Origin of the sequence: Nocardioides sp. Arc9.136 (genome assembly GCF_030506255.1) — a bacterium.
In the GTDB taxonomy this organism is placed as follows: Bacteria; Actinomycetota; Actinomycetes; order Propionibacteriales; family Nocardioidaceae; genus Nocardioides.
In genome coordinates this window covers 1,767,794-1,794,738 of the sequence record NZ_CP113431.1, presented here as the reverse complement: position 1 = coordinate 1,794,738, position 26,945 = coordinate 1,767,794, and the positions used below count along the sequence as shown (strand labels likewise).

24 protein-coding genes and 1 pseudogene are annotated in these 26,945 nt (G+C 74.3%); 10 read left to right on the top strand and 15 right to left on the bottom strand.

What is annotated here, in order from left to right; all coding sequences use genetic code 11:
- On the top strand, positions 1-1,770 hold the full coding sequence (locus OSR43_RS08680; protein WP_302270900.1) for an MFS transporter: 1,770 nt from the start codon (positions 1-3) through the stop codon (positions 1,768-1,770).
- A gap of 22 nt (positions 1,771-1,792) precedes the next feature.
- Positions 1,793-2,293 carry a carbonic anhydrase gene (locus OSR43_RS08675; RefSeq protein WP_302270899.1) on the top strand — a complete coding sequence of 167 codons (501 nt, stop codon included), beginning with the start codon at positions 1,793-1,795 and terminating at the stop codon, positions 2,291-2,293.
- 86 nt (positions 2,294-2,379) lie between these two features.
- On the opposite strand, the gene OSR43_RS08670 is transcribed toward OSR43_RS08675, so the two are convergent.
- The 3 genes from OSR43_RS08670 to OSR43_RS08660 are packed head-to-tail and all read right to left on the bottom strand — an operon-like array spanning position 2,380 to position 6,481.
- Positions 2,380-4,101, bottom strand: coding sequence for a glycoside hydrolase family 3 protein (locus OSR43_RS08670; RefSeq protein WP_302270898.1), 1,722 nt, complete (start codon positions 4,099-4,101; stop codon positions 2,380-2,382).
- Between the two features lie 59 nt (positions 4,102-4,160).
- Entirely contained in the window at positions 4,161-4,385 is a 225-nt protein-coding gene (locus tag OSR43_RS08665) for a hypothetical protein (RefSeq protein WP_302270897.1), read from the bottom strand.
- 29 nt (positions 4,386-4,414) lie between these two features.
- Complete coding sequence (locus OSR43_RS08660) at positions 4,415-6,481, bottom strand: type IIA DNA topoisomerase subunit B (RefSeq protein ID WP_302271642.1); 2,067 nt, start codon at positions 6,479-6,481, stop codon at positions 4,415-4,417.
- A gap of 442 nt (positions 6,482-6,923) precedes the next feature.
- Here OSR43_RS08660 and OSR43_RS08655 point away from each other — a divergent pair, with 442 nt between their 5' ends.
- The 3 genes from OSR43_RS08655 to OSR43_RS08645 all read left to right on the top strand — a co-directional run bounded on the left by OSR43_RS08655 (position 6,924) and on the right by OSR43_RS08645 (position 8,581).
- Positions 6,924-7,151 (top strand): hypothetical protein, encoded by a 228-nt coding sequence (locus tag OSR43_RS08655; protein WP_302270896.1) that lies wholly within the window; start codon positions 6,924-6,926, stop codon positions 7,149-7,151.
- A 103-nt stretch (positions 7,152-7,254) separates the two neighbouring features.
- Positions 7,255-7,731: a DUF456 domain-containing protein gene (locus OSR43_RS08650; RefSeq protein WP_302270895.1), complete on the top strand. Its 477-nt coding sequence runs from the start codon at positions 7,255-7,257 to the stop codon at positions 7,729-7,731.
- Between the two features lie 10 nt (positions 7,732-7,741).
- Positions 7,742-8,581, top strand: coding sequence for an EamA family transporter (locus OSR43_RS08645; protein WP_302270894.1), 840 nt, complete (start codon positions 7,742-7,744; stop codon positions 8,579-8,581).
- A gap of 83 nt (positions 8,582-8,664) precedes the next feature.
- Here the strand turns inward: OSR43_RS08645 and OSR43_RS08640 are convergent.
- From OSR43_RS08640 to OSR43_RS08630, 3 genes and pseudogenes are all read right to left on the bottom strand, one after another.
- Positions 8,665-9,735: pseudogene (locus tag OSR43_RS08640) on the bottom strand (RNA polymerase sigma factor); the annotation flags it as partial.
- 692 nt (positions 9,736-10,427) lie between these two features.
- Entirely contained in the window at positions 10,428-10,994 is a 567-nt protein-coding gene (locus OSR43_RS08635) for an HhH-GPD-type base excision DNA repair protein (RefSeq protein ID WP_302270892.1), read from the bottom strand.
- A gap of 87 nt (positions 10,995-11,081) precedes the next feature.
- A complete protein-coding gene (locus tag OSR43_RS08630; protein ID WP_302270891.1) occupies positions 11,082-11,426 on the bottom strand; it encodes a cupin domain-containing protein in 345 nt (114 codons plus the stop codon).
- 119 nt (positions 11,427-11,545) lie between these two features.
- Between OSR43_RS08630 and OSR43_RS08625 the strand changes: the two genes are divergently transcribed.
- Positions 11,546-13,111, top strand: coding sequence for a peptide chain release factor 3 (locus tag OSR43_RS08625; protein ID WP_302270890.1), 1,566 nt, complete (start codon positions 11,546-11,548; stop codon positions 13,109-13,111).
- Between the two features lie 127 nt (positions 13,112-13,238).
- Here the strand turns inward: OSR43_RS08625 and OSR43_RS08620 are convergent, their stop codons facing one another.
- Positions 13,239-13,643 (bottom strand): universal stress protein, encoded by a 405-nt coding sequence (locus OSR43_RS08620; RefSeq protein WP_302270888.1) that lies wholly within the window; start codon positions 13,641-13,643, stop codon positions 13,239-13,241.
- A gap of 109 nt (positions 13,644-13,752) precedes the next feature.
- Between OSR43_RS08620 and OSR43_RS08615 the strand changes: the two genes are divergently transcribed.
- Positions 13,753-14,172 carry a hypothetical protein gene (locus OSR43_RS08615; protein ID WP_302270887.1) on the top strand — a complete coding sequence of 140 codons (420 nt, stop codon included), beginning with the start codon at positions 13,753-13,755 and terminating at the stop codon, positions 14,170-14,172.
- Between the two features lie 33 nt (positions 14,173-14,205).
- On the opposite strand, the gene OSR43_RS08610 is transcribed toward OSR43_RS08615, so the two are convergent.
- From OSR43_RS08610 to OSR43_RS08600, 3 genes are all read right to left on the bottom strand, one after another.
- Positions 14,206-15,669 (bottom strand): glutamate--cysteine ligase, encoded by a 1,464-nt coding sequence (locus tag OSR43_RS08610; RefSeq protein ID WP_302270886.1) that lies wholly within the window; start codon positions 15,667-15,669, stop codon positions 14,206-14,208.
- 3 nt (positions 15,670-15,672) lie between these two features.
- The gene (locus tag OSR43_RS08605; protein ID WP_302270885.1) at positions 15,673-16,851 is read right to left on the bottom strand and encodes a glutamate--cysteine ligase; all 1,179 of its coding nucleotides are present in this window, start codon (positions 16,849-16,851) and stop codon (positions 15,673-15,675) included.
- 80 nt (positions 16,852-16,931) lie between these two features.
- Positions 16,932-17,894, bottom strand: coding sequence for a DUF4192 domain-containing protein (locus OSR43_RS08600; RefSeq protein ID WP_302270884.1), 963 nt, complete (start codon positions 17,892-17,894; stop codon positions 16,932-16,934).
- A gap of 207 nt (positions 17,895-18,101) precedes the next feature.
- On the opposite strand from OSR43_RS08600, the gene OSR43_RS08595 reads away from it, so the two are divergent.
- Complete coding sequence (locus tag OSR43_RS08595) at positions 18,102-19,418, top strand: DNA polymerase IV (RefSeq protein WP_302270883.1); 1,317 nt, start codon at positions 18,102-18,104, stop codon at positions 19,416-19,418.
- Here OSR43_RS08595 and OSR43_RS08590 read toward each other — a convergent pair.
- From OSR43_RS08590 to OSR43_RS08580, 3 genes are read right to left on the bottom strand one after another with little or no spacing between them, the layout of a single operon-like run.
- Entirely contained in the window at positions 19,375-20,247 is an 873-nt protein-coding gene (locus tag OSR43_RS08590) for a biotin-dependent carboxyltransferase family protein (RefSeq protein ID WP_302270882.1), read from the bottom strand. The genes OSR43_RS08595 and OSR43_RS08590 overlap by 44 nt on opposite strands.
- Positions 20,244-20,846, bottom strand: a complete 603-nt coding sequence (locus OSR43_RS08585) for an allophanate hydrolase subunit 1 (RefSeq protein ID WP_302270881.1) — start codon at positions 20,844-20,846, stop codon at positions 20,244-20,246. The genes OSR43_RS08590 and OSR43_RS08585 overlap by 4 nt, the downstream gene beginning before the upstream one ends.
- 1 nt (position 20,847) lies before the next feature.
- Positions 20,848-21,540 carry a 5-oxoprolinase subunit PxpA gene (locus OSR43_RS08580; protein ID WP_302270880.1) on the bottom strand — a complete coding sequence of 231 codons (693 nt, stop codon included), beginning with the start codon at positions 21,538-21,540 and terminating at the stop codon, positions 20,848-20,850.
- 24 nt (positions 21,541-21,564) lie between these two features.
- On the opposite strand from OSR43_RS08580, the gene OSR43_RS08575 reads away from it, so the two are divergent.
- Together OSR43_RS08575 and OSR43_RS08570 are read left to right on the top strand one after the other, a co-directional pair.
- Positions 21,565-23,760 carry a S9 family peptidase gene (locus OSR43_RS08575; RefSeq protein ID WP_302270878.1) on the top strand — a complete coding sequence of 732 codons (2,196 nt, stop codon included), beginning with the start codon at positions 21,565-21,567 and terminating at the stop codon, positions 23,758-23,760.
- Positions 23,761-24,002: 242 nt separating this feature from the next.
- On the top strand, positions 24,003-24,959 hold the full coding sequence (locus tag OSR43_RS08570) for an RNA polymerase sigma factor RpoD/SigA (RefSeq protein ID WP_302270876.1): 957 nt from the start codon (positions 24,003-24,005) through the stop codon (positions 24,957-24,959).
- Between the two features lie 34 nt (positions 24,960-24,993).
- Here the strand turns inward: OSR43_RS08570 and OSR43_RS08565 are convergent, their stop codons facing one another.
- Positions 24,994-26,289, bottom strand: coding sequence for a glycoside hydrolase family 3 N-terminal domain-containing protein (locus OSR43_RS08565; RefSeq protein ID WP_302270875.1), 1,296 nt, complete (start codon positions 26,287-26,289; stop codon positions 24,994-24,996).
- Positions 26,286-26,879 carry a dephospho-CoA kinase gene (gene coaE, locus OSR43_RS08560; RefSeq protein ID WP_302270874.1) on the bottom strand — a complete coding sequence of 198 codons (594 nt, stop codon included), beginning with the start codon at positions 26,877-26,879 and terminating at the stop codon, positions 26,286-26,288. Before coaE ends, OSR43_RS08565 begins: the two co-directional genes overlap by 4 nt.
- Positions 26,880-26,945 lie beyond the last annotated feature (66 nt).

The window sequence follows — 26,945 nt, the reverse complement described above, 5'->3', positions numbered from 1 at the left end:
GTGAGCGCCCCGGCGAGCCGGCTCGGGTCGCCGCGCCTGCTGCTCGCCCTGGCAGCGGTCGCGGTGGCCTTCGCGGCCGCCGACACCTACGTGGTCGTGCTCGCGCTGCCGGACATGATGGCCGGCGCCGGCGTCTCGGTGGAGCAGCTGCAGAAGGCCGCCCCGATCATCTCCGGCTTCCTGCTGGGGTACGTCGCGATGCTGCCGCTGATCGGGCGGATCGCCGACCTCCGTGGCCGCACGCCGGTGCTCGTGGCCGCGCTGGTCGTCTTCGCGCTCGGCTCGCTGGTCACCGCGGCGGCGTACGACCTGCCCAGCATGGTGACCGGCCGCTTCCTCCAGGGCGTCGGTGGCGGCGGCCTGGTGCCGGCGACCCTCGCCCTGGTCGCGGACCTCTACCCCGCCGAGCGCCGCGGCGTCCCGCTGGGGCTGGTCTCGGCGGTCCAGGAGGTCGGCAGCGTGCTCGGCCCGCTGCTCGGCGCCCTGGTGCTCGCGGTCGCCGACTGGCGCGCGATCTTCCTGCTCAACCTCGCCGTCGGCCTGGTGCTCGCCGCCGCGATCCGCGCGCTCGGCCGGGACGGCGCCTCGCCACCCGGCCACCGCGGCCTGCCCGACCTCGTCGGGATGCTGCTCGCGCTGGTGGCCCTGGCGGCCGGCGGGCTGGTCTTCGTGCGGCCCAGCCAGCTGCTGCGCGACCTGACCTGGGGCGAGATGTTCGTGCCGTACGTCGGCGACGGCCGCTGGCTCACCCCGGTGGGCCTGGTGGCGATCGTGGCGGCGCTGCTGCTCCTCGTGCGGTGCGCGACCGCCCGCCGCCCGCTGGTCGACCTCCGCGGCTGGTGGCGCAGCGCCCGCGACGCCGACCTGACCGGTGCCCTGCTGCTGGCCGTCGCGCTGGGCGGGGTGATCCTCGCCTTCGCCACCGCCGACCCGAAGGTCCAGGTCTTCTCCGACCAGGGCCTCTGGTACCTCCTCGGCGCGGCCGTCGGCGCCGCCGCCTTCGTGGTCCACGTCCGTCGGTCCGACGCGCCGATCGTGCCGGCCGGTGCGCTGCGGCGTACCCCGGCCTGGGGCGCGGTGCTGGTCAGCTTCTTCGTCGGCGCCGCGCTCATCGCCGCCCTCATCGACATCCCCCTGTTCGCCCGCACCACGATCCACCGCGACTCCCAGCTGATGGCGGCCCTGGTGCTGCTGCGCTTCCTGGTCGCGCTGCCCGTCGGTGCGGTCGTCGGCGGCTGGCTCACCCGTCGCGTGGGGGCCGGCGTGATCACCGCGGTCGGCATGGCGCTGGCCGCGCTCGGGTTCGCGCTGATGACGCAGTGGGGCGTCGACAGCCTCGAGCACCTCACCTCCGACCTCACCCTCGTCGTGTGCGGCTTCGGGTTCGGGCTCGCGCTGGCGCCGGTCAACGCCGCGGTCCTGGCCAGCACCGACGACGACGTGCACGGCGTGGCCAGCGCGATGGTGGTCGTCGCGCGGATGGTCGGCATGCTCGTCGGCATCTCCGCGCTCACCGCGCTGGGCCTGCGCCGCTACTACGACCACCTCGAGGACAACCCGCTCCCCTCGGCGCGCGAGGTGTGCGGGGACCGCACGCGCTGCCAGGAGTACTCCGACCTGATCGCGGCCGCCGGGATCCCCCAGGAGCACGCGGTCTTCGGCGGCGCCGCGGTGGCCGCGGTGCTCGCCGGGCTGCTCGCGCTGGTGGTCTTCCGCGGCGCCGCCACGCGGGCCGTCTCGCCGGTCGAGGCCCTCCGCACGGGCGTCTGAGCGGTTCGGTAGGTTCCGGTCCGTGGCTGACTCGGACTTCGACGACCTGCTCGCCGCGAACCAGCGCTTCGCGGAGACCTTCGACCTCGCCGGCTTCGACGGCGTCGCCCATGCGGGGGTCGCGATCGTGACCTGCATGGACTCGCGCATCGACCCGCTCGGCATGCTCGGCCTCAAGCCGGGCGACGCGAAGATCTTCCGCAACCCGGGCGGTCGGGTGACCCCCCAGGCGCTGGAGGCGCTCGTCCTGGGCGTGCACCTGCTCAACGTCGACCGGATCCTCGTGGTCCCCCACACCCGCTGCGCGGTCGCCTCGAACACCGAGGAGGAACTGCGCGAGCGCGTCGCCGCCTCGGCCGGCCAGGACGCCGCCTGGCAGCCGTTCAACGTGGTCACCGACCAGCAGGCCGCGCTCGCCGACGACGTGCACAAGGTGCGCAGCCACCCGCTGGTGCCCGAGTCGGTCAAGATCGGCGGCTTCATCTACGACGTCGACAGCGGGCTGCTCGAGCGCGTCGTCTGAGGCCGCGGCGCTCGAAGCGGCTGCAACGCGACGTTCGCCGCTGTGTCGGCACGCTGCAGCGTGCCGACACAGCAGCGGACCTGTCGTTACAGCCGGCACCCCCGCCGCTCGACCCCGACCACCGGCACCGGGAGCCGCCCGGGAGCGGAGGCCTCACCGCGGAGCACGTCGACGAGGGCGCCCATGGCGCCCGGCGTCTCGCCGTACGTCGCGATGCGGACGCCCGCGGCGGAGGTGCCGAGCACCCAGGGACGGTCGGTCGCGACGACGATCCCGTCGTCCGGCGCGGTGCCGCCCGGACCGACGAGGTGGACCGGAGTGCCGTGCACGACCATGCGCGGCTCGATCCGCCGCCAGGCCGCCAGGCGCCGGCGGTCGCGCTTGCGGTCGCCCGTGCGCTGCGGCCGCGGCGGCTTCACGTACGTCACGTGGCCGAGCTCCGTGCCGGCCGCCGAGGCGGCCGTGCGGAACGCCGCCACCGCGCCGTCGTCGCCGAGCGGCACGACCGGTCCGTCGACCAGAGCCCCGGAGCAGGGTCCCGCGGCGACCGTGACGGCCTCCGCGGACAGCTCGCGGGAGGCGGCCGCCGCCGAGCCCGGCGCGGCGGGGCGGCCCCGGTCGGCGGTGTGCTCGAGCAGCGCGACCATGCGGGTCGCCGCCTGCTCGAGGCGCCGGCGAGGGAGCCGGCCCTCACGCACCGCCGCCATGATGGCCGCGCGGGCGGCCGCGGGATCGCTCGGCATCAGCACCACGTCCCCGCCCGCGGCGAGGAAGCGGACCGCCGGCTGCCGCACCGACCGGACCGCGGCCATCTCCAGCGCGTCGCTCACGACGAGGCCGTCGAAGCCGAGCCGCTCGCGCAGGAGGCCGTGGACGACCGGTCGCGACACCGTGGCCGGCACGCCGCGGTCGAGCGCCTGCACCGCGATGTGGCCGACCATCACCGCCGGCAGGCCCGCCGCCACGGCCGCCCGGAACGGCACGAGGTCGGTGCGCAGGAGCTCGCGCAGCGAGCGGTCCTGGACCGGGAGCCCCACGTGGCTGTCGGTCGTCAGCGAGCCGTGCCCGGGGAAGTGCTTGACCACCGGCACGACGCCGGCGGCCCACATGCCCCGGGCCGCGGCGACCGAGTGCTCCGCGGCCACGGCCGGGTCCGCGCCGGCGGACCGCGAGCCGATCACGGGGTCGCTCACGCCGCCGGTGACGTCGGCGTCGGGCGCCAGGTCGACGTCGATCCCGAGCCCGCGCAGCTCGCGCGCCGCCGCCAGGTAGGCACGACGGGTGAGCCGCTCGTCGTCGGCCGCCCCCGCCGACATGAAGGCGGGGTACGCCGTCACCGCACCGCGCACGCGCTGCACCAGCCCGCCCTCCTGGTCGACGGCCGTCATCAGCGGCCACCGGCGCCCGGCACCACGCTCGAGGGCCCGCAGCGCCTGGCGCAGCTGGTCGGGCCCGGCGACGTTCTCGTCGAAGACCACCACGCCGCCCAGGTGCAGCCGGCGCACCAACCGGGTCGGCGCGGCCGTGCCGGCGTACCGCGCCACGATCACCTGGCCGGCGAGCGCCGGGAGCGGCAGCCTGCCCACCTGTCGCGCGGCGCGGTCCAGCTCGGCGCGGGTGGGACCCCAGCCGGGGGCCAGGCCGAGCCGCTGGGACGGGCTGGGCGCCGGAGCCTGCTCGGCGGACGTGGCGTCGCCCGCGGGGCCGCCCTGCGACGTACCGTCGTCACTCGTGCAGCCCGCCGTCAGCGCGAGCGTCGCCAGCGCGGCGACCAGGGCACGGGCGGGACGTCGTCGGTGGCGGAGCACCCGCCCATGCTGCCAGCCGGGACCGTTCGTCCCCGGATCGCCGACCCCGACGCCCGCGGTCAGCCCGCGCTGGGCTCGTGCTCGGCGCGGACCTGGGACTCCACGACCAGCACGACCAGCGAGTTGCCCACCAGGAGCAGGCCGAGCACCGCCAGCACCCACACCGCGCTCGCGTGCGTCCCCTCCGGACCGCCGGCGACGTGGCAGACCAGTGCGACGACGAGGGTGAGGATCCCGGAGAGCAGCAGCGAGGCGCCGAGGGCGCGCGCGAGTCGGTGGTTCATGCCGACGACCTACCCAGCCGACGCCCGGCTCACGCGTCCAGCGCCTCCACGTCCACGTCGTAGGCGCCCTGGACGATGAACTCCTTGCGGGGCGCGACGTCAGAGCCCATCAGCAGCTCGAAGACGTTCGCCGCCACGTCGGCGTCGTCGACGGTGATCCGGCGCAGCGTGCGGCGGCGCGGGTCCATGGTGGTCTCGGCCAGCTGGTCGGCGTCCATCTCACCGAGGCCCTTGTAGCGCTGGACCGGGTCCTTCCACTTCACGTTCTTCTTCTTCAGCTCCGCCAGCGTCCGCTGCAGCTGGTCGTCGGAGTAGGTGTAGACGTACTTGTCCTGGCCCTTGCGCGGGTTGGAGATCTCAATGCGGTGCAGCGGCGGGACGGCCGAGTAGACCCGGCCCTCGCGGATCAGGTCCGGCATGTACTTGAAGAACAGCGTCGCCAGCAGGCAGCGGATGTGTGCGCCGTCGGAGTCCGCGTCGGCCATGAAGATGATCCGGCCGTAGCGGCGGGCGTCGAGGTCGAACGTGCGGCCCGAGCCGGCGCCGACGACCTGGATGATCGAGGCGCACTCGGCGTTCTTGAGCATGTCGCCGACCGAGGCCTTCTGGACGTTGAGGATCTTGCCGCGGATCGGCAGCAGCGCCTGGAACTCAGAGTTCCGCGCCAGCTTGGCCGTGCCGAGCGCGGAGTCCCCCTCGACGATGAACAGCTCGGTGCGGTCGTTGTCGGTGGCCCGGCAGTCGGCCAGCTTGGAGGGCAGCGCCGAGGACTCCAGGGCGTTCTTGCGCCGCTGGGTCTCCTTGTGCTGGCGCGCGGCGATCCGGGTCTTGGCGGCGCCGGCCACCTTCTCCATGACCAGCTTGGCCTGCGCCTTCTCCTGGCGCTTGGTGGAGGTGAGGAAGTCCTTCAGCTCGGCGGCCACCACGCGTCGTACGACGGTGCGCGCGGCCGGCGTGCCCAGGATCTCCTTGGTCTGCCCCTCGAACTGCGGCTCGGCCAGGCGCACGGTGACCACCGCGGTCATGCCCTCGAGCACATCGTCCTTGGTGACGTCGTCGTCGTTGACCTTGAGCACCTTCGCGGCCTTCATCGCGTCGTTGAAGGTGCGGGTGACGGCCTGCTCGAAGCCGCTGACGTGGGTGCCGCCCTTGGGGGTGGCGATGACGTTGACGAAGGACCGCAGCTCGGAGTCGTAACCGGTCCCCCACCGCACCGCCACGTCGACGCCGAGCTCGCGCTCGACCTCCTGCGGGGTCATGTGGCCCTTGTCGTCGAGCAGCGGCACCGTCTCGGTGAACGTGCCCGACCCCTGCAGCCGCAGGATGTCGGTGACCGGCTCGTCGGCGGCCAGGAAGTCGGTGAACTCGGTGATGCCGCCGTCGTGGCGGAACTTCTCCTCGACCAGCTCGGGTCCCCGCAGGTCGCGGATGACCAGCTCGAGCCCCGGCACGATGAACGAGGTCTGCCGGGCGCGGGTGACGAGCTCGTCGTAGACGAAGCCGGCGTCCTTGGTGAAGATCTGCCGGTCCGGCCAGAACCGGATCCGGGTGCCGCTGCGCCCCTTCGCGACCCGGCCGCCCTTGCGGGTCAGCCCGGACCGCGGCTCGAAGTCGGCCGCCGGGTCGTCGTCGGCGGCGAACACGCCGGGCACGCCGCGGCGGAAAGAGATCCCCTGGGCCGCCGGCGACCGCTCGACGTCGATGTCCATCCGGGTCGACAGCGCGTTGACCACCGACAGGCCGACTCCGTGCAGGCCTCCGGTGGCGACGTACGACCCGCCGCCGAACTTGCCGCCCGCGTGCAGCTTGGTCGCGACGACCTCGACACCGGGCAGCCCGGTCTTGGGCTCCTTGTCCGTGGGGATGCCCCGGCCGTCGTCGTGGACCTCGGCGGAGCCGTCGGCGTGCAGCGTGACCTCGACCCGGGCCGCGTGGCCGCCGAGGGCCTCGTCGACGCCGTTGTCGATGATCTCCCACAGGCAGTGCATGAGCCCGCGGGTGTCGGTCGAGCCGATGTACATCCCCGGGCGCTTGCGCACCGCCTCGAGGCCCTCGAGGACCAGGAGGTGCGCTGCGTTGTAGGTGTTGTCGGCGATCGTGGGGCTCCTGCGGTACGGCGGGTCCGACGGCCGGCCCGGACCGGTTGCGGCGTCCAGGGAAATCCGTCGGTGGTCTGGTCTCCGAATCTACCCACGACACGCCGCACGCCCGAGGAGCCACGCCCGGTCCCCGCGCCACTACGGTGAGCCGCAGCACAGCAGCACCACCGCAGGACGTCACGATGCGGACACGATCCACGCCACGTCGGGTGGTTCCGGCACCGGGGCGACCAGCACCGCGTCACACTTCGTAGGACCAGTCGTTATCCCCTGAACGGGTGAACGTGGGCCGGACACCGCCGTCCGGAGCATGGAAACCCCGGGATCGGGCAACACTGTCCGTGATGAGATCGACGTGTCGGGCACCACGTGGCCGCGGGAATCCTTGGCCCCGCCTCTACGTTGAGCAAGACACCGAGACACAAGAAATGAGGCCGATGTGACCACCACCGTTGCACCCAGCGCCCCGCTGACGGCTGCGGACCGCTGCGACCGCTGCGGAGCCCAGGCCTACCTCCGTGTGGAGCTCCAGACCGGCGGAGAGCTGCTGTTCTGCGCCCACCACGCACGCGAGCACGGCGACAAGCTCAAGGAGATCGCGGCGAACGTCGTCGACGAGACCCACAAGCTCTCCGGCACTCCAGCCACCACCACCGACGAGGGCTGACCAGACCAGCTCCCAGACTTCGACGGCCCCGGACCCATGTCCGGGGCCGTCCGTCATTTGCCCTCCTGCCACGCCTGCGGACCCCGCGTGCGAGGGTGGGCCGGTGAGCCTGGTGGAGGTCCTCGTCGCGATCGCGATCGCGGTCGGCGTGGCCGGCGTGGTCGTCCCCGTCCTGCCCGGGACGCTGCTCGTCCTGGCGGCGGTGCTGGTCTGGACGCTCGAGGTCGGCGGCACGACCGCCTGGACGGTCTTCGCCGTGGTCACGGTCCTGCTCGCGCTCGGCACGGTCGTCAAGTACGCCGTGCCCGGGCGCCGGCTCAAGGACGCCGGCATCCCCACCTCGACGCTGTGGGCGGGTGGTGCCCTGGGTGTCGTCGGGTTCTTCGTCGTCCCGGTCGTCGGGCTGCTCGTCGGGTTCGTCCTCGGCGTGTACCTCGCCGAGCACCGCCGGGTGGGCGGGACCGCCGCCTGGCCGTCGACCAGGCACGCGCTGCGCGCCGCCGGCCTGAGCATCCTGATCGAGCTGGCGGCCGCGCTCACCGCCTCTGCGGCGTGGGTCGTGGGCGTGGTCCTCACGTGAGGCGGGGCTGATGGGAGCGCTGCTCGCCCTCGGCGCGGCGCTCGCCTACGGCCTCGGCGACTTCGTGGGCGGCTTCGCCTCCCAGCGGGTGACCGCGTGGTCGGTCGCGCTCACCGCCCAGGCCGGCGGCGCGGTCGCCGTCCTCCTGGTCTCCACGACCGTCGACGGCTCCCCCACCGGCACCGACCTCGCCTGGGCGGTGCTCGGCGGCGTCGGCAACGGCCTGGGCACCGCCTTCCTCTACCGCGGGCTCTCCTCGGGCCGGATGGGCGTCGTCGCGCCCGTCTCCGGCGTCGCGGCCACACTGCTGCCGGTCGCCGTCGGCGTCCTCGGAGGCGAGCGACCCGGTGCCCTGGTCTGGCTCGGCGTCCTCGCCGCCCTGCCGGCGATCTGGCTGGTCGCCCGGCGACCACGGACCACCACCGCCGGAGCGCCGACCGGACGCGCCGGCGTGCTCGACGGCGTGCTCGCCGGGCTGGGCTTCGGCACGCTCTTCGCCGCGCTCGCGGAGGTGCCCGAGGAGGCCGGCCTGCTGCCGCTGGCGCTCAACCAGGTGGTCGCCGGGCTGGCCATCGTCACGGTGGCGGTCGTCGTCCGTGCCCCCTGGGTGCCGCGCCAGCGCGGGGCTGCCCTGGGGGTGGTCAGCGGGGTGCTCGGCGCGACCGCCACCGGTGCCTTCATGCTGGCCACCCGGGAGGGCTACCTCACGGTCGCGGCCGTCCTCACCTCGCTGTACCCGGCGGTGACCGTCGTCCTCGCCGCGGCCGTCCTGCGCGAGACGATCCACCGAAGCCAGGCGGTGGGGCTCGCCCTCTGCGCGGCCGCGGTGGCCCTGGTCGCCAGCGGCTGACCGAGGTCGCGCGGGAAGCGGCGAGCCCCGCACCTCCGAGGAGGTACGGGGCTCGCTGCGGGTGGCCGGCTCGCGCCGTCCGGTCAGTCCAGGTAGTCGCGCAGGACCTGCGAGCGCGACGGGTGGCGCAGCTTCGACATGGTCTTGGACTCGATCTGGCGGATCCGCTCGCGGGTCACGCCGTAGACCTTGCCGATCTCGTCGAGGGTCTTGGGCTGGCCGTCGGTCAGGCCGAAGCGCATGCTCACCACGCCCGCCTCGCGCTCGGAGAGCGTGTCGAGGACGGCGTGCAGCTGCTCCTGGAGCAGCGTGAACGACACCGCGTCGGCCGGGACGATGGCCTCGGAGTCCTCGATGAGGTCACCGAACTCGCTGTCGCCGTCCTCGCCGAGCGGGGTGTGCAGCGAGATGGGCTCGCGGCCGTACTTCTGGACCTCGATGACCTTCTCGGGGGTCATGTCGAGCTCCTTGGCCAGCTCCTCCGGGGTGGGCTCGCGGCCCAGGTCCTGGAGCATCTGGCGCTGGACGCGGGCCAGCTTGTTGATGACCTCGACCATGTGCACCGGGATGCGGATGGTGCGGGCCTGGTCCGCCATGGCGCGGGTGATCGCCTGGCGGATCCACCACGTGGCGTACGTGGAGAACTTGTAGCCCTTGGTGTAGTCGAACTTCTCGACCGCACGGATCAGGCCGAGGTTGCCCTCCTGGATCAGGTCCAGGAAGAGCATGCCGCGACCGGTGTACCGCTTGGCCAGGGAGACGACGAGGCGCAGGTTGGCCTCGAGCAGGTGGTTCTTGGCGCGGCGGCCGTCCTCGGCGATCCACTCGAGCTCCTCGAGGAGCTTCGGGGTGATCTTGCCGCCCTTGGCCAGCTTCTCCTCCGAGAACAGGCCGGCCTCGATCCGCTTGGCGAGCTCGACCTCCATCTCGGCGTTGAGCAGCGGGACCTTGCCGATCTGCTTCAGGTAGTCCTTCACCGGGTCGGCCGTCGCGCCGGCGACCATGACCTGCTGGGCCGGCTCGTCGGTCTCGTCCGCGGACGAGACGACGAAGCTGGAGGTGGCCGTGGCCTCCTCCTCGTCGGCCTTGATCGTCGGGTCCTGGGCGACGTCCTTCTCGAACTGCTCGTCCGGGACGTCAGGGAGGATCTTCTTGCCGTCGGGGCCGATGACGGTCGGCGCCTCGGCGACCGGTGCGGCCGGAGCCGCCGCGGCGGCCGCGGCCTTCTTCGCCGGAGCGGCCGCGCCGGTGGTGGCGGCGGCCTTCTTGGCCGGCGCCTTCTTGGCGGTCTTGGCCGTGGTGGTCTTGCGGGCGGTCGTCGCGGCGACGGCGCGCTGGGCGCTGGCGCTCACGTCGACCGAGATGCCCAGGGAGCTCAGGTGCGCCAGCAGCGACTTGAGGTGGCGCGGCTCGACGGCCGCGTCCTCACTGGCCTGGCGGACATCCTCCGGGCTCAGGCTGCCCGACGGCTTACCCCGCTCGATGAGGGCCACGACGGCTGGGTGCGAGAGCACCTCGGCAGGGATCTTGCGCGCGGTCGAGGACACGAACACCTCTCGTCAACTGACTGTGGAGCAACGGCGGGGCGACTCTCGGGCGCAGCAGAGCCCGCACACGTCAAGAGCCGCGGTTTCATTCTGCCACGGGGTGGGTGACGGCACGGCATCAGCGTCCTGTTCCGCAGCACGACGGGGCGCACTGGTCCAGAACACACGGCGTCGGCCGGATGAACGAGCGGCCACGCGCTCGTGCCGGACCGCCCCATGGAGTGGTCCTGCCCCCGATGACCGCCGGCCAATCCTGGTCCGGCCGCGGACGGACGGCGACGGACGTCGGGGGCGCACGCTCAGGCCTGCTGCTTGGCGGCTGCCTTCTTCTGCTTCTTGAAGTCGCGCACCTTCTGCAGCGTCTCGCCGTCGACGACGTCCGCGACGGAGCGGTGGCCCTCCAGCGCGTAGTCACCGACCGCTTGCTCCCAGCCGTCGGGGCGCACCCCCAGCTGCTTGGCGAGCAGGGCGACGAAGATCTGCGCCTTCTGCTTGCCGAAGCCGGGCAGCTCCATGACCCGCTTGAGCAGCTCCCTGCCGGTCGTCGCCTCGGTCCACAGCCGCTCGGTGCGGCCGTCGTACCGCTCCTCGACCAGCGCGGCCAGCGCCTGGAGGCGGGCCGCCATGGAGCCCGGGAAGCGGTGGATCGCCGGCGGGGTCGAGCACAGCGCCGCGAACTCCTCGGGGTCGGCGGCGGCGATCCGGGCAGGGTCGAGCGTGCCGAAGCGGCCCAGGACCTTGGCGGGACCACGGAAGGCGTGCTCCATGGGGTACTGCTCGTCGAGCATCATCCCGACGAGCAGCGCGAAGGGGTCCTCGGTCAGGACGCGGTCGGCGGAGTCGTCACCGGTGATGTGGATGCTCATGGACCCAGGATGCCGGACCTTCCGGACGTGCCTGCCACCCCGGCCGTCGTGGCCACGAGGCCCGCTCGGCGAGCCGGGCCCCCGGGGTCAGCTCGGGGGCCGGGTGCCGACCGCGACGGTGAGCAGGACCGCGGAGTCCTCCACCGCCTCGAGGTCGTGGCGCGCCACCGGCACGACCGCGTGGTCGCCCGCGACGCCCTCCCACGTCTCGTCCCCTGCGTGCAGCCGCACCCGGCCGCGCAGGACCTGCAGGGTCGCCTCGCCGGGGCTCTCGTGCTCACCGAGGGACCGGCCCTCCGCCAGCGCGATGAGGGTCTGACGCAGCCGGTGCTCCTGCCCGCCGTAGAGGGTGTGCGAGCTCCGGCCGGCACCGGCCGCACGGGCCGCCGCGAGGTGCTCCTCGACGGCGCTGGTCAGGGATGTCGTCTGCATCGGTCGTCCTCCTGGGGGCGGGTGGTGCCGCCATCGTGCGCCCTCGAGGCGCCTGTGCACAGAGGCGGACGAGTCGCGCTGAAGCGGGAGTGCGCCGGGTCGGGCGTTAGGTTCGGTCGGTGCACGACAGCCGCCCCCGCCGTACCTTCGCCGTCATCAGCCACCCCGACGCGGGCAAGTCCACGCTGACCGAGGCGCTCGCCCTGCACGCGCGGGCCATCAACGAGGCCGGTGCCGTGCACGGCAAGGGCGACCGCCGGGCCACCGTGTCGGACTGGATGGCGATGGAGAAGGCGCGCGGCATCTCGATCACGTCGGCCGCGCTGCAGTTCGTCTACCGCGACCACGTCGTCAACCTGGTCGACACCCCCGGCCACAGCGACTTCTCCGAGGACACCTACCGCGTGCTGTCCGCGGTCGACTCCGCGGTGATGCTGGTCGACGCCGGCAAGGGGCTGGAGCCGCAGACCCTCAAGCTCTTCCGGGTGTGCGCGCTGCGCGGTATCCCCGTCATCACGGTCATCAACAAGTGGGACCGCCCCGGCCTGTCGGCGCTGGAGCTGATGGACCTCATCCAGGAGAAGATCGGGCTGCGGCCCACTCCCCTGACCTGGCCGGTCGGCGAGGCCGGGGACTTCCGCGGCGTCCTGGACCGGCGTACCGGCGAGTTCGTGAAGTACACCCGCACCGCCGGTGGTGCCACCCGCGCGCCCGAGAAGCGGATGCGTGCCGACGAGGTCGAGGAGAACGACGCGCCGGTCTGGGCGGATGCGGTCGAGGAGCACGAGCTGCTGGGCCTCGACGGCGCCGACCACGACCAGGAGCGCTTCCTCGCCGGGGCGACCACGCCGGTGATGTTCGCCTCGGCGCTGCAGAACTTCGGTGTCGCGCAGCTGCTGGACCTGCTGCTCGACCTCGCGCCGGAGCCTGGTGACACCCCGGGTGCGGACGGCACGGTCCGTGCGGTCGACGACGAGTTCAGCGCGTTCGTCTTCAAGGTGCAGTCGGGCATGAACGCCGCCCACCGCGACCGGCTCGCCTACGCCCGGGTCGTCTCCGGCACGTTCGAGCGCGGCATGGTCGTCACCCACGCCGCCACGGGACGCCCGTTCGCGACGAAGTTCGCCCAGGCGGTCTTCGGCCGGGAGACGACGTCAGTGGAGAACGCCGAGCCCGGCGACATCATCGGCCTGGTCAACGCCACCGCCCTGCGCGTGGGCGACACCATCTACGTCGGCGACCCGATCGAGTACCCGCCGGTCCCGACCTTCGCGCCCGAGCACTTCGTGACGGCCAGCGCCGGCGACATCGGCCGCTACAAGCAGTTCCGCCGCGGCATCGAGCAGCTCGACCAGGAGGGCGTGGTGCAGGTGCTCCGGTCGGACCTGCGCGGCGACCAGAACCCCGTCCTCGCCGCCGTCGGACCGATGCAGTTCGAGGTCGTCGAGGACCGGATGACCAACGAGTTCAACGCCCCGATCCGCTTCAGCCGGCTGGACTACCAGCTCGCGCGGCGCACCGACGCGGCCGGTGCCGCCGCGCTGGCGGGGATCCGCGGGGTCGAGGTCCTCCAGCGCAGCGACGGCACGCACCTGGCCCTCTTCGTCGACCAGTGGCGCGCCAAGGTCACCGCCCGGGACAACCCCGACGTCCTGCTCGAGGCCCTCCCGGCCGGCGGCAGCTGATCCCGCCGACCGACTACCCGAAGTGCGGGGTCGGTGGCGTCCGACCAGGTCGGCGTGGCGCACCGGCCACTTCTGGTCGTCCGTCGTCGCGGTCCCGGCGATCTCCGGACCGGCGACCGGGGCTGCGTCAGTCGCCGCCCTTGACCGCCAGCACCGGGCACTTGGCGTCGAGCAGGATGCGCTGGGCGTTGCTGCCCAGGATGAGCTTGCCGACCGGCGAGCGGCGGCGCAGGCCGATCACGATCAGCTCGGCGTCGTTCGCGTCCGCGATGCTGATCAGGTCCTCGGCGGGCTCGAAGCCGCGCACCAGGTGGCGCACCTCGTGCTCGACGCCGCTGCCCTCGAGGCGCGACTCGACGGCGGCGAGCTCGGACTCCGCGGCCTGCGCGGCCGCGCGGTCGAGGTCGGGCCCGCCCCGGTGCGAGTTCACGACGACCAGCTTCGCGCCGCGGAGCCTCGCCTCGGCGATCGCTGAGGCCAGCGCGGCCTCTCCCTCGGGCTTCGGCACGTAACCCACCACCACGGTTCCCATGCTCGGCACCGTAGCCCATCACCGGGCCTGTGGAGAGGCCCGGCGGGACCGATCGTCCCCGGGAGAGGCTGGTGCCGTGCAGCCGCCTCCACCCGACCAGGGTCCCGGGGTGCCCGACCCGGTCCCCCGCGACCTCGGGCGCCTCCTGCGTCGCGCCGTGCTCGACCACGCGCGGTCCGAACGACGACGGGTGCACCTGCCGCTCCTGCACGTCGGCGTCCCGGGCGGTGCCGAGCGCGTGCTCGCGGTGCGCCCCGAGGACCGGCTCGACCACGCGTTGCGGGCCGACGCCGTCGCCGCCATGCGGGCAGTCGTCTCCCGCGCCGGCGGTCCGCTCGAGCCGCTGGTGTGGCTCACCCGGACCGGTCCGCTGGAGCTGCAGGACGTCGACGCGCAGTGGCTGGCGGCCGCCCGGGCGGCGTACGCCGAGGCCGGCGCGCCGCTGGTCATGGTGGTCGCCGGCCGCAAGGGCTGGTGGGACCCCCGCTCCGGGGCCCGGCGCACCTGGCAGCGGCTCCGCGAGCGGTGAGTCGCCCGGACCACGACGGGGCCGCCCCGGCAGTCAGTCCCAGGTGTGCACGGGCTCGTTGCTGTGCATCCGCTCGCGGTACTCCAGCAGCGTCGCGCGCAGGGCGTCGTACCGCTCCTGGTCGCCGCGCCCGTGCATCCGCCGCGCGAACCACTCGGCGCCGTTGACGCCGGTCAGGCAGCGCTGCTCGATGATCCCGAGCAGCCGGTCGGACTCCTCCCCCGGCACGCCCCACGCCTCCAGGCCCGCCCGCGCCATCGGCAGCAGGCGGCGCAGCACCAGCTCGGTGGCGCGCACCTGGCCGACGCCGGGCCAGTAGACCTGCGTGTCGATGCCCTGCTGCGCCGCCGCGTGGAAGTTCTCCTCCGCCGCGCTGAACGACATCTGCGACCACAGCGGGCGCTCGCTCTCCGCGAGGTGGCGGACCAGGCCGAAGTAGAACGCGGCGTTGGCCATCGTGTCGGCGACCGTCGGGCCGGCGGCCAGCACCCGGTTCTCCACGCGCAGGTGGGGGACGCCGCCCGCGATGTCGTAGACCGGCCGGTTCCAGCGGTAGATCGTGCCGTTGTGCAGCCGCAGCTCTGACAGGTTCGGGGTGCCGCCGCCCTCGAGCACCGCGAGCGGGTCCTCCTCGTCGGTGATGGGCAGCAGCGCCGGGAAGTAGCGGACGTTCTCCTCGAACAGGTCGAACACCGAGGTCACCCAGCGCTCCCCGAACCAGACCCGCGGCCGCACGCCCTGGGCCTTGAGCTCCTCGCTGCGGGTGTCGGTCGCCTGCTCGAAGAGCGGGATCCGCGTCTCCCGCCACAGCTCCTTGCCCAGGAGGTACGGCGAGTTGGCGCCGACGGCGAGCTGCACGGCCGAGATCGCCTGGGAGGCGTTCCAGTACGACGCGAACTGGGCCGGTGAGGTCTGCACGTGGAACTGGGTGCTGGTGCACGCCGCCTCCGGCACGATCGAGTCGGTGGTGGTCACCAACCGCTCGGGCCCGCTGATGCCGATCGTGATGTCCTCCCCGCGCGCGTGGAGGATCTGCTCGCTCAGCAGCTTGTACCGCGGGTTGGGGCTGAGGCTCGCCGGGTCCATGTGGTCGCTGGTCAGGGTCGGGAGGATCCCGATCATCACCAGGTGGGCACCGACCGCGGCCGACTTCGCCTCGGCGTCGTTGAGGCTGCGGCGCAGGGTGTCCTCGAACGTCGTCAGGCCACCCTGGCGCAGCCGCGCCGGCGGCACGTTGATCTCGATGTTGAACTGGCCCAGCTCGGTCTGGAAGTCCGGGTCGGCGATCGCCTCGAGCGCCTCGGCGTTGCGCAGCGCCGGGTCGCCGAGCTCGTCGACGAGGTTGAGCTCGACCTCCAGCCCGGTCATCGGGTCGTCGGTGTCGAACCTCGAGTCGCGCAGCATCCGCGCGAACACGTCCAGGCAGCGCCGCACCTTCTCGCGGTGGCGCGTGCGGTCCGCGCGTGAGAACTCCTGTGCGTCGACCTCTTCACCCATGACTCACCCGTTCCCGGATCCTGGGTGTTCCCACACCTGCTCGCTGCGCCCGACCAGGTCGTCGACCACTCCGCGGACACCGACGAGCGTCCGGTCCTCCCCCGGGGCCGCCCGGTGCGCGGCCCGCTCGTACGCCGCGCGCTGCTGCGTCGCACCGCTCGCGCGCAGCACCCGCGCCACGCCCTCCTGCACCCGTTCGAGGTCACCGGCGCGCTCCAGCCACGGCAGCACCGTGGCCACCAGGGAGTCCAGGACCTCGCCGGCGGGCAGCGGCTCGGTGCCGCGGGGGTCGACCAGCCGGCCCGTGGTGCCGTACCGCGACGCGCGCCAGTGCGCAGCGCGCAGCAGCTCGGCCCGCGGGCGTGCCACCGGCGCGCCCGCGGCGTGCTCGTCGGCCGCCCAGGACACCAGGGCCCGCGCCAGCGCCGCCGCCAGCAGCGCGTCCTCGGGGTCGGTGCACACGTCGAAGACCCGCAGCTCCACGGTCGGGTGCTCCCGCGAGAGGCGGGCGTCGAAGTAGAGCATCCCCTCGTCGCGCGCCGCCCCCGTCGCGAGCAGGTCGCGGCAGGCGCGCTCGTAGCCCGCCAGCGAGCCGAACGCCTCGGTGGTGCCCGCGCTCGGCCACCGCGACCACACCTGCGCCCGCCACGAGGCGTAGCCGGTGTCGCGCCCGGCGGCGTACGGCGAGTTCGTGCTGATCGCGAGGAGCGCCGGCAGCCACGGTGCGACACGGTCGATCACCGCGACACCTTCCTCGGGGGACTCGATCCCCACGTGGACGTGCATGCCGCAGGTGCCCCCGGAGCGGGCGACGTCCCCGAACTGCTCGAGCATCGCGCGGTACCGGTCGTCCGGGCTGACCTGCGGCTCGAGCGGGCCGAACGGCACGATGCCGCTCGCGACCGCTGCGGCCCCGGCCGCGCGGGCGGCCTCCCCGGCCGACCGGCGCGCCGCGCAGAGCTGGCCGAGCGCGTCGTCGAGGACCGTCACCGGCTCGGTACGGGTCTCCACCTGGTGACGGAACAGCTCCTGGTCCAGGGTGTCGTCACCCGGGGCGCGGTCGCGGTGCGCCTTGAGGGCCGCGCGGGACCGGGGCGCCACCTGGCGGGTCTCCGGGTCGAGCAGCAGCAGCTCCTCCTCGATGCCCACGGTGCGGACCTGGTCGCGGGGGCTCGTCGTCACGGCGGAGCGGTACCCAGTCGGCGACGCGGACGGCGCGGCGAGCGACGAGCGGCGTGACGTCGTGCACGTCCGGTCCCGGGTCATCCCGCGTCGGCGTCGTCCCACACCGTCGGCGGGACGGCGTGGGTGAGCGCGTGGGCGAGGTACCCCGCCAGCCGGTAGCCGGGCGCCGCCTCCTCGCACCGGTCCAGGGCGCACCACGCCAGCGCGCCGTGGCCGGCGAGCCAGGCGGCGAAGGCCAGCAGTGCGGCCGGGGCGGCGAGGAGGCCCGGTGGCGTGCGGCGGACGACGTCGACCCAGAACCGCTCGTGGCGGTCGGCACCGTCGCGCCGCATCAGCTCCCAGGCGCCGTCGCGGACCGCCACGTCGAGCATGCCGACGACCAGCCTCGCGACGTCGGCGTCGCTCGGGCGGCTGCCGGCCCGGACGTGCCGGGCGACCAGGTCGACCGCCCACGCACGCTCGGCCGCCACCGGTGGTGCACCGCCGGGCAGCTGGGCCAACGCCTCGGTCACGGCGCGCACGGCCGGGGGGTCGGGTGCGACCGTCTCCGCCAGCGCCTCGCGCGAGCCGTGGGTGACGCGCCCCTCGAGGACGGCCTGGGCGGCGAACGGGTGGACCGAGACGTCGTAGGGCACCCCGTGCTCCGGCACGGCACCGCGCGGCCCGGAGGCGACGTACCACCGGCCCTCGTGCGCCCGGATCGCGTCGAGGACGTCGACCCCGCTGGTCGTCAGGCCGCGGACGAGCGCACGGGCGGCCCGCGCGGAGGACCGCTCGTCGCCGGAGTAGACCAGGACGACGGCCCTGCGCACGCCGTGGCGCCGGCACGGGCCGACGAGCTGCTCGACGAGCTCGTCGGTCCCGGCCGGGGTGGTCGGCAGCGCGACCCGCGCGTGGAAGGGGCGGTCGGCGCCGAAGGTCAGCAGCACGACGGAGTCCTGCGGGTGGAAGCCGAGGACGACGGGCACGACCGCGAGGAGGTCCTCGGGCGTGCGGGCGGTGTAGGTCGGGACGGCCGGAGCCGGGTGCGAGGTGGTCATGGCACGACGCTCCCCGCGACCGCCCACCGCGTCGGCGGCCGCCGGCGGGGGCTGTGGAGGACGGCTCCGGGCACCGGCGTGTGGACGACGAACGGGCACGAGCGGGCAGTCCGCGAGCAGCGGGGGGCCGGCCGGGGTCGGCGAGGCGGGCGACGGGGGTGCCCGGAGGTAGGTTCCCGCCCATGACCGGCCGGACGGGGCGCTGAGGTGCGCACGCAGTCCTCGGTCATGCACCTCGACCTCGACGCGTTCTTCGCGGCCGTCGAGCAGCGCGACAAGCCCTCCCTGCGCGGCAAGCCCGTCGTGGTCGGCGGGGTCGGCGGGCGAGGCGTGGTCTCCACCGCCTCCTACGAGGCCCGCGTGTACGGCGTGCGCTCGGCCATGTCGACCCGCGAGGCGCGGTCGCGGTGCCCGCACGCGGCGTTCCTGAGCGGCCGCTTCCACGCCTACCGCGAGGCCTCCCACGCGGTCATGTCGCTGCTGCGGTCGGTCTCGCCCCTGGTCGAGCCGTTGTCGCTCGACGAGGCGTTCGTCGACCTCGCCCGGGCCGGCCTGCCGGACCTCGAGGTGCCGACCGTCACCGCCTTCGCCGAGGAGCTGCGCGGCCGGGTCACCGAGGCGACGCACGGGCTCACCGCCTCGGTCGGCATCGGCACCAGCAAGTTCATCGCCAAGGTCGCCAGCGACCTCGACAAGCCCGACGGCCTGGTCGTGGTGGCTCCCGGGACGGAGCAGGAGCTGCTGCGGCCGATGAAGGTCACGATCATCCCCGGGGTGGGTCCGGCCACCGCCGAGCGGCTGCGCCGCGCCGGGATCCAGACCGTCGCCGAGCTGGAGTCGGTCGAGCTGGAGGAGCTGGTGCGCCTGGTGGGCAAGGCCCACGGCACCGGCCTGTTCCAGCTCGCCCGCGCCCTGGACGACCGCCCGGTCGTCGCGGAGCGCGAGGCCAAGTCGGTCAGCGTCGAGGGCACCTACGACACCGACCTGACCGACCGGCGGCTGATGGAGGGCCTGCTCACCCGGCAGGCCGGCGAGGTCGCCGGGCGGCTGCGCAAGCACGGCCTGTCGGGGCGGACGGTGACGATCAAGGTCCGGCTGCACGACTTCACGACGCTGAGCCGCTCCAGCACGCTGCCCTCCCCCACCGACAGCGCCGCGACCGTGGCGCGGCTGGCGCGCACCCTGCTGGCCGACCTCGACACCTCCGGCGGCGTGCGGCTGCTGGGCGTCGGCGTCTCGGGCCTGGCCGACTGGGTGCAGGAGGACCTGTTCGGCGAGACCGAGCCCGAGGAGGAGCTGCCCGAGATCGAGGTGCCGCACCACTCGCGGCGGACCTGGGCGCCGGGCATGGACGTCGTCCACGCCGAGATGGGCCGTGGATGGGTCTGGGGCGCGGGACGCGGCGTGGTGACGGTGCGCTTCGAGACCGCGGAGACGCCGGCCGGGCCGGTCCGGTCCTACCCCGACGACGACCCGGCGCTCAGCGCGTGGGTGCCGCCGCCCCTCCCCGACGAGCAGGGGTGAACCGGACCTCGTCGCCCGGTCGCAGCTGCGCGCAGCGCCAGAGGTCGGCGGGCTCGACGACGGCCACGACCGGGTAGCCGCCGGTGGTGGGGTGGTCGGCGAGGAAGACGATGGGCTGCCCGCTCGGCGGCACCTGGACCGCGCCGTGCACCATGCCCTCGCTGGCCAGCTCGCCGGTCCGCACCCGTTCCAGCGCCCGGCCCGCCAGCCGCAGCCCGACCCGGTCGGAGGCGCCCTCGACGCGGTACGCCGCGCCGCACAGCGCGGCGACCGGGTCGCCGGCGAACCAGTCGGCCCGGGGGCCGGGGTGCAGCCGCAGCGGGCCGGGAGCCGGTGGCCGGGGCGTGTCGTGGGGGGCCGGCTCGCCCGGCCCGCTCCCGACCGGCAGCACCGTGCCGTCCTCGACCCGCGGCGGGCCCACCCAGGCGAGCGTGTCGGTCGACCGGGAGCCGAGCACCGGCTCGACCGCGATCCCGCCGCCCACGGCGAGGTAGGAGCGCACGCCGCGCCACGGCGTACCCACCTCGAGGACGGCGCCCGCCCGCAGCCGCTCGGCCTGCGCGTGGGCGCGGGCGGCCCCGTCGACGGTGACCGGCCCCTCGGCCCCGGTCACCGCCACCCAGCAGTCCCGGTCCGCGCGGACCACGAGGCCGCCGAGCGTCACCTCCAGGACCGCGGCGTCGACCGCGTTCCCCACCAGCCGGTTGGCCAGCGCCGCGGCGGTTCCGTCGAGCGCCCCGGCGCGGGCGACGCCGAGGTGGGCCCAGCCGGGCCGGCCGCGGTCCTGGACGGTCGTGAGGTGGCCGGCCGCGAGCACCTGGAGGCTCATGCGGGGACGAACCGCACGCGCGTGCCGGGCGCGAGGAGGGCGGGCGGCTCCCGGCCGGCGTCCCACAGCGCCGTGCCGGTGCGGCCCAGCACCCGCCAGCCTCCCGGCGAGGTGGTCGGGTAGACCCCGCACCAGGTGCCGGCCAGCGCGACCGACCCCGCCGGCACGCGGGGGCGCGGGGAGTCCAACCGGGGCACCGCGAGCTCCTCGGGCAGGCCGGCGAGGTAGGCGAAGCCCGGGGCGAACCCGCAGAACGACGAGACGAAGGTCAGCGCCGCGTGCCGCTCGACGACGCCGGCGACCGACGTGCCCCAGTGCTCGGCGACGAGCTCCAGGTCCTCGCCGTCGTAGGTGACGGGAACCTCCACGAGGTCCCCCGCCGGGGGCTCCGCCGTCGGCGACCACTCCGCCAGCGCGCGCTCGAGCGCGGCGGGCTCGGTGCCGTCGAAGAGCACCGTCTCGGCGGCGGGGACCACCTCGACCGCCGGCACGCCCCGCCGTCGTGCCCAGGTCGCGAGGGCCAGCGCAGCGGCCGCGCCCTCCACCTCCACGAGCACCGCGGACGGGCCGACGCTGCGCATCCGCACCGGGCCGCTCACCTCACAGCCCCCGCAGCGACCAGCCGGCCGCCGACAGCGCGGCGCGCACGGCGTGCGCGTGGGCCACGGCACCCGGGGTGTCCCCGTGCAGGCACAGCGAGTCGACGCGGCCGGCCATCCCCACCGCCGCGGTGGAGATCGCCGTGGCGTCCTCGAGCACCGCTCCGGGCGCGCCACGGGGCACGAGCCGCCCGTCCGCGCCGTACGCCCGGTCGGGGAAGCCCTCGTGCCACACCGGGCGCCCCGCCGCGAGCGCCAGCTCCAGGAGGCGTCCCGGCATGCCGAGCACCGGCAGGTCCCCCGATCCGGCGAGGACGGCCGCGGCCTGCTCCTCGTCGGCGATCACGCGGTGGTAGAGCGCTCCGTGCGGCTTGACGTACCGCACCGACGTGCCGGCGGCCCGTGCGAGCTCCGCCAGCGTCCCGACCTGGTCGGCGACCTGCTCGCGCAGCACCTCGCGAGGTACGTCGCGAGCGACCCGGCCGAAGTTCTCACGGTCGTCGTAGGAGACCTGCGCCCCCACCGACACCCCGCGTGCCGCCGCCTCGGCGCACACCGCACGCATGATCGCCGGCGTCCCGGCATGGTAGCCGCAGGCGACGTTGGCGCTCGTGACCACCGCGAGGAGCGCGGCGTCGTCGGTCACCTCCTCGCCCAGGTCGGCGTTGAGGTCGACGGTCGCGCGGCTGCCCACGGGGCCGACGCTATCGTCGCGGCCATGCCGTCCCCCGCCGACCAGGCACCGTCCGTCCAGGCCTCCACCATCCAGGCCCCCACCGTCCAGGCTCCCACCGCCGAGCGCCGTCCGACCAGCCGGGAGATCCACGGGCACACCCGTGTCGACGACTACGAGTGGCTGCGGGACAAGGACTCCCCCGAGGTGCTCGCCCACCTCGAGGCCGAGAACGCCTGGACCCAGGACCGCACCGCCCACCTCGCCGACCTGCGCGGCGCGATCTTCGAGGAGATCAAGGGCCGCACCCGGGAGACCGACCTGTCGGTGCCGACCCGCAACCGCGGCCACTGGTACTACGGGCGCACCTTCGCCGGCAAGGAGTACGGCGCCACCTGCCGGGTGCCGGTCACCGACCCCGACGACTGGACCCCGCCCACCCCGGCCGAGGACTGCGCCCCCGACGAGCCGGCACTGCCGGGCGAGGAGGTGCTGCTCGACCTCGACGCGCTCGCGGAGGGCCACGAGTTCTTCTCCCTCGGCGGGTCCGCGATCAGCCCCGACGGCACCCTGCTGGCCTACTCCACCGACACCGTCGGCGACGAGCGGTACACCGTGCGGGTCAAGGACCTCGGCACCGGAGCGCTGCTCGACGACGAGATCACCGGCGTCATCGGCGGTGCCACCTGGGACCGCGAGGGCACCGAGCTCTACTACACGACCGTCGACGACTCCTGGCGCGCCGACAAGATCTGGCGCCACCGGCTCGGCACCGCGCAGGCCGACGACGAGCTGGTCCACCACGAGACCGACGGCCGGTTCTGGGTCGGCGTCGGCCGGACCCGCACCGACCGGTTCATCGTGGTCGCCGCCGGCTCGAAGGTCACCTCGGAGTACCGCTACCTCGACGCCGACCACCCCGAGCTGGGGCTGCAGGTCTTCGCCGAGCGCGTCGAGGGCGTGGAGTACTCCCTCGACCACGCCGTCATCGCCGGCGAGGACCGGTTCCTGGTGCTGCACAACGCGACCGGGCCCGACTTCGAGATCGGGACGGCCCCGGTCGAGCCGACCCCGATCGCCGAGCTCGCCCCGCTCGTCGCCCACGACCCGGCCGTCCGCCTCGAGGACGTCGACGCCTTCGCCGGCCACCTCGTGGTGCACCAGCGCAGCAACGGGCTCACCCAACTGCGCATCATCGAGCTCGGTCCGGACGGACCCGGCGAGGACTACCTCGTGGAGTTCGACAAGCCGCTCTACACCGTCGGCTCGGGCGGCAACCCCGGGTTCGCCCAGCCCACCGTGCGCATCGGCTGGACCACGATGGCCGTGCCGTCCTCGGTCTACGACTACGACGTGCGCACCCGGGAGCTGACGCTGCTCAAGCAGGCGCCGGTGCTCGGCGGCTACGACCCCGCCGACTACGAGGAGCACCGGCTCTGGGCGACCGCCGACGACGGCGAGCGGATCCCGATCTCGATCGTGTGCAAGCGCGGCGCCCGCGAGGACGAGACCATGGGCACCGCGCCGGTCCCCACGCTGCTCTACGGGTACGGCGCGTACGAGGCCTCGATCGACCCCTACTTCTCCGTCGCCCGGCTCTCGCTCCTCGACCGCGGCGCGGCGTTCGCGATCGCCCACGTGCGCGGCGGCGGCGAGATGGGCCGGCGCTGGTACGACGACGGCAAGCTGATGCGCAAGCAGAACACCTTCTCCGACTTCGTCGCCTGCGCCCGCCACCTCGTCGAGCGGGGCTGGACCACCCCGGAGACCCTGGTCGCCGAGGGCGCCAGCGCCGGCGGGCTGCTCATGGGGGCGGTCGCCAACCAGGCGCCGGAGATGTTCGGCGGGATCGTGGCCGGCGTGCCGTTCGTCGACGCGCTCACGACCATGCTGGACGCGACGCTCCCCCTGACCGTCACCGAGTACGACGAGTGGGGCAACCCCGAGGCCGACGCCGAGGTCTACGAGTACATGGCGTCGTACGCGCCGTACGACAACGTCGCGGAGCGGTCCTACCCGCCGATCCTCGCCGAGACCTCGCTCAACGACACCCGCGTGCTCTACGTCGAGCCGGCCAAGTGGGTGGCCCGCATCCGGGCGTCCAACCCCTCGGCCGACGTCCTGCTGCGCACCGAGATGTCCGCCGGGCACGGCGGCGTGTCCGGTCGGTACAAGGCCTGGCACGACCGGGCCTTCGCCCTCGCCTGGATCCTCGACCGGATGGGGCTCGCCGACCGCTGACCCGCTCGGCGGTCGCGTCCGTCGTCCACCCATCCGCACGCCCGGTCGGCACCGAACACCCGGTGACGAGAGGCCCTCCTGAGAAGTCGCTGAGAGTACCTCTGACGTGCAACTCGGGGCGTTCCCCGCTCGTCGTCCAAGGTGTAGGCACTCAGGTTTGGTCCGGGAATCGCCGGGACACCGGGTGCGTTGTAGACGGCGTGAGGACCTGGGCAGGCCCTCACAGTGAGGAGGGGCATCGCATGGCAACACGCACCGCACAGTCCGGGGCTCGGGAGATCGAAGGACGTGACAGCGTCGGTCTCTACCTGGACGAGATCGCCCGCAACGCCCTTCTCGACGCCGCCGCCGAGGTCGAGCTCTCCAAGGCCATCGAGGCCGGACTCTTCGCCGAGCAGCTGCTCGCCGAGGGCCGGGTCGGGCGCCGCAAGGGCGGCGCACCGATGTCGGCCTCCCGCGAGGAGCTCGAGTGGCTCGCCGAGGAGGGCCGCAAGGCCGTCGACCAGTTCATCACCGCCAACCTCCGCCTCGTCGTCTCCATCGCCCGCAAGTACGGCCGAGCCCAGATGCCGATGCTCGACCTGATCCAGGAGGGCAACACCGGCCTGATCCGTGCGGTCGAGAAGTTCGACTACACCAAGGGCTACAAGTTCTCCACGTACGCGACCTGGTGGGTGCGCCAGGCGATCACCCGGGGCATCGCCCAGCAGGCCCGCGTCGTCCGGCTCCCCGTGCACGTCGTCGAGGAGCTCAACCAGGTCGGTGGCGCCCGCCGCACCCTCGAGCGCCAGCTGGGTCGTGACCCGGAGCCGCACGAGATCGCGACGGAGCTCGGCATGGACGTCGACCGGGTCCTCGACCTGATGTCGTGGGGCCGCGAGCACGTCAGCCTCGACTCTCCCGTCGACGAGGACGGCGACACCTCGCTCGGTGACCTGATGGCCCAGGAGACCGCGCCGGGTCCCGACCTGACCGTGCTCGACACCGAGTCCCGGGACCGGCTCAACAGCCTGGTCGGCCACCTCGACGACCGTGCCGCGGACATCATCCGCTCGCGCTACGGCCTGACCGACGGCCGCCAGCACAAGCTGGCCGACATCGGCGCCAAGCACGGCATCTCCGCCGAGCGGGTCCGGCAGCTGGAGCGCGAGGCGCTGCAGAAGCTGCGCCGGATCGCCGACCCGGACCTGGCCGCCTGACGGCTGCCGGCCGCCGGCCCGGTCCAGCGCCGGTTCAGTACGACTCGTCGAGCTCGCGGGAGGCCTCTCCCGCGAGCTCGACGACGTCCGGGGGCACGTCGACCTCGCCGGCGAGCCGCTGCTGCCACAGCTGGAGGGCGACCACGGTCGCCGCCGCCTCCTCGGCACGCTCGCGGGTGACCTCGCCGGACTCGATGGCCTCGGTGACCACCGTGTGGGTGTGCCGCGTGTCGGGAGGCATCAGCAGCAGGTCGGCCCCGGCGTTGAGCGCGGTCACCGCCGGCTTCTCGCGGCCGACGACGGCCCCCATGCCCAGCGAGTCGGTGATGGTGACGCCCTCGAAGCCGACGTCCTCGCGCAGGAAGTCGTAGACCTCCTCCGACAGGCTCGACGGCACGCCGGGGTCGAGCGCCTCGACGTCGAGGTGGCCCACCATGACGGCCGGCGCCTGGGCCCGGACCGCCGCCTCGAACGGCGGCAGGTCGGTCGCCGCCAGCTCCTCCGCGGTCCGCCCGAGCACGGGCAGCGACTCGTGGCTGTCGGAAGTCACCGAGCCGTGGCCCGGGAAGTGCTTGGTCGTCGAGACGACGCCGGCCTCGTTGTAGCCGGTGACCGCGGCACGGACGGCCGCTGCGGCCAGGTCGGGGTCGGTGGAGGGCGAGCGCGTGCCGATGGTCGGGTCGGCCGCGCCGACGGTCACGTCGGCCACGGGGGCGAAGACCCAGGTGAAGCCGAGGTCGCGCAGCTCCAGCCCGGTCGCCTCGGCCGCGCGGCGTACCACCTCGCGACCGGGGCGGCCCTGCTCGACCGCCGCACCGGCGTGGGCGAAGGAGGGGAACTCGGTCGCGATGCCCCGCAGGTGGCTGACCACGCCGCCCTCCTGGTCGACACCGAGCACCGCGGGGATCCCGCGGCCGTCGGCGGCGACGGCCTCGCTGACGGCGGCGTTGAGCGCGCGGACCTGCTCGGCGTCCACGACGTTGCCGGCCGTGACGCAGAGGCCGGAGAGGTGCAGGTCGCGCACCAGGGCTGCCGCCTCGGTGGGGTCGGAGCCGTTGAACCGCCCGACGATCACCTGGCCCGCCAGCTGTGCGGCGTCCCAGCCGGAGACGATCCCGCGGGCCTCCTCGAGCTCTCCGGCGGTCGGCCCCCATCCGGTCGGCTCGTCGGGGTCGGCCGCGGTCGAGGTCGTGCCGGCGGTGCCCGGCGTGGCTGCCGGCCCGGCCTGGTCGCCTCCCGATCCGCTGCCCGACCCGCCGCCGTCGGCACCGGAGCACGCGCCGAGGGCCAGCACGGCGGAGACCGCGAGGGCGGGCAGGGCGCGCCTCACGAGGCCTCCCCGGTCAGCGCCGCGTGGACCTCGAGCACCCGGCGGCGCAGGTCCTCGAGGCTGCCGGTGTTCTCGATGACGTGGGTGGCGATCGCGAGGCGCTCCTCCCGGGTCGCCTGGGCGCGCACGCGGGCCTCGGCGTCCTCGCGGGTCATGCCGCGCTGGCCGAGCATCCGCTCGACCTGGGTCTCGACCGGGACGTCGACGACCACGACGGCGTCGAACGTCGGGGCGCGGCCCGACTCCGCCAGCAGCGGGATGTCGTGGACCACCAGGTCCTCGGGACCGGCGGCCTGCTCGAGCTCGACGATCCGCTCGAAGACCAGCGGGTGCACGATCGCCTCGAGCTCCTTGCGGCGGGCCTCGTCGGCGAAGACGACCGCGCCCAGCGCCGGCCGGTCCAGCGCGCCCTCGGCGGTCAGCACCTCCGGGCCGAACGCCTCGACCACCCGCTCCAGCCCCGGCGTCCCGGGCTCGACCACCTCGCGGGCGAGCAGGTCGCCGTCGATCACGATCGCACCCAGCTCGGCGAGGATCGCCGACACCGTGCTCTTGCCCGAGGCGATGCCGCCGGTGAGTCCCACGCGCATGGGCGCCAACGTACGTCACCGGGACGGCCCCGCCCGAACCCGCCCGGGCGTCTCCCGGAGGCCGCC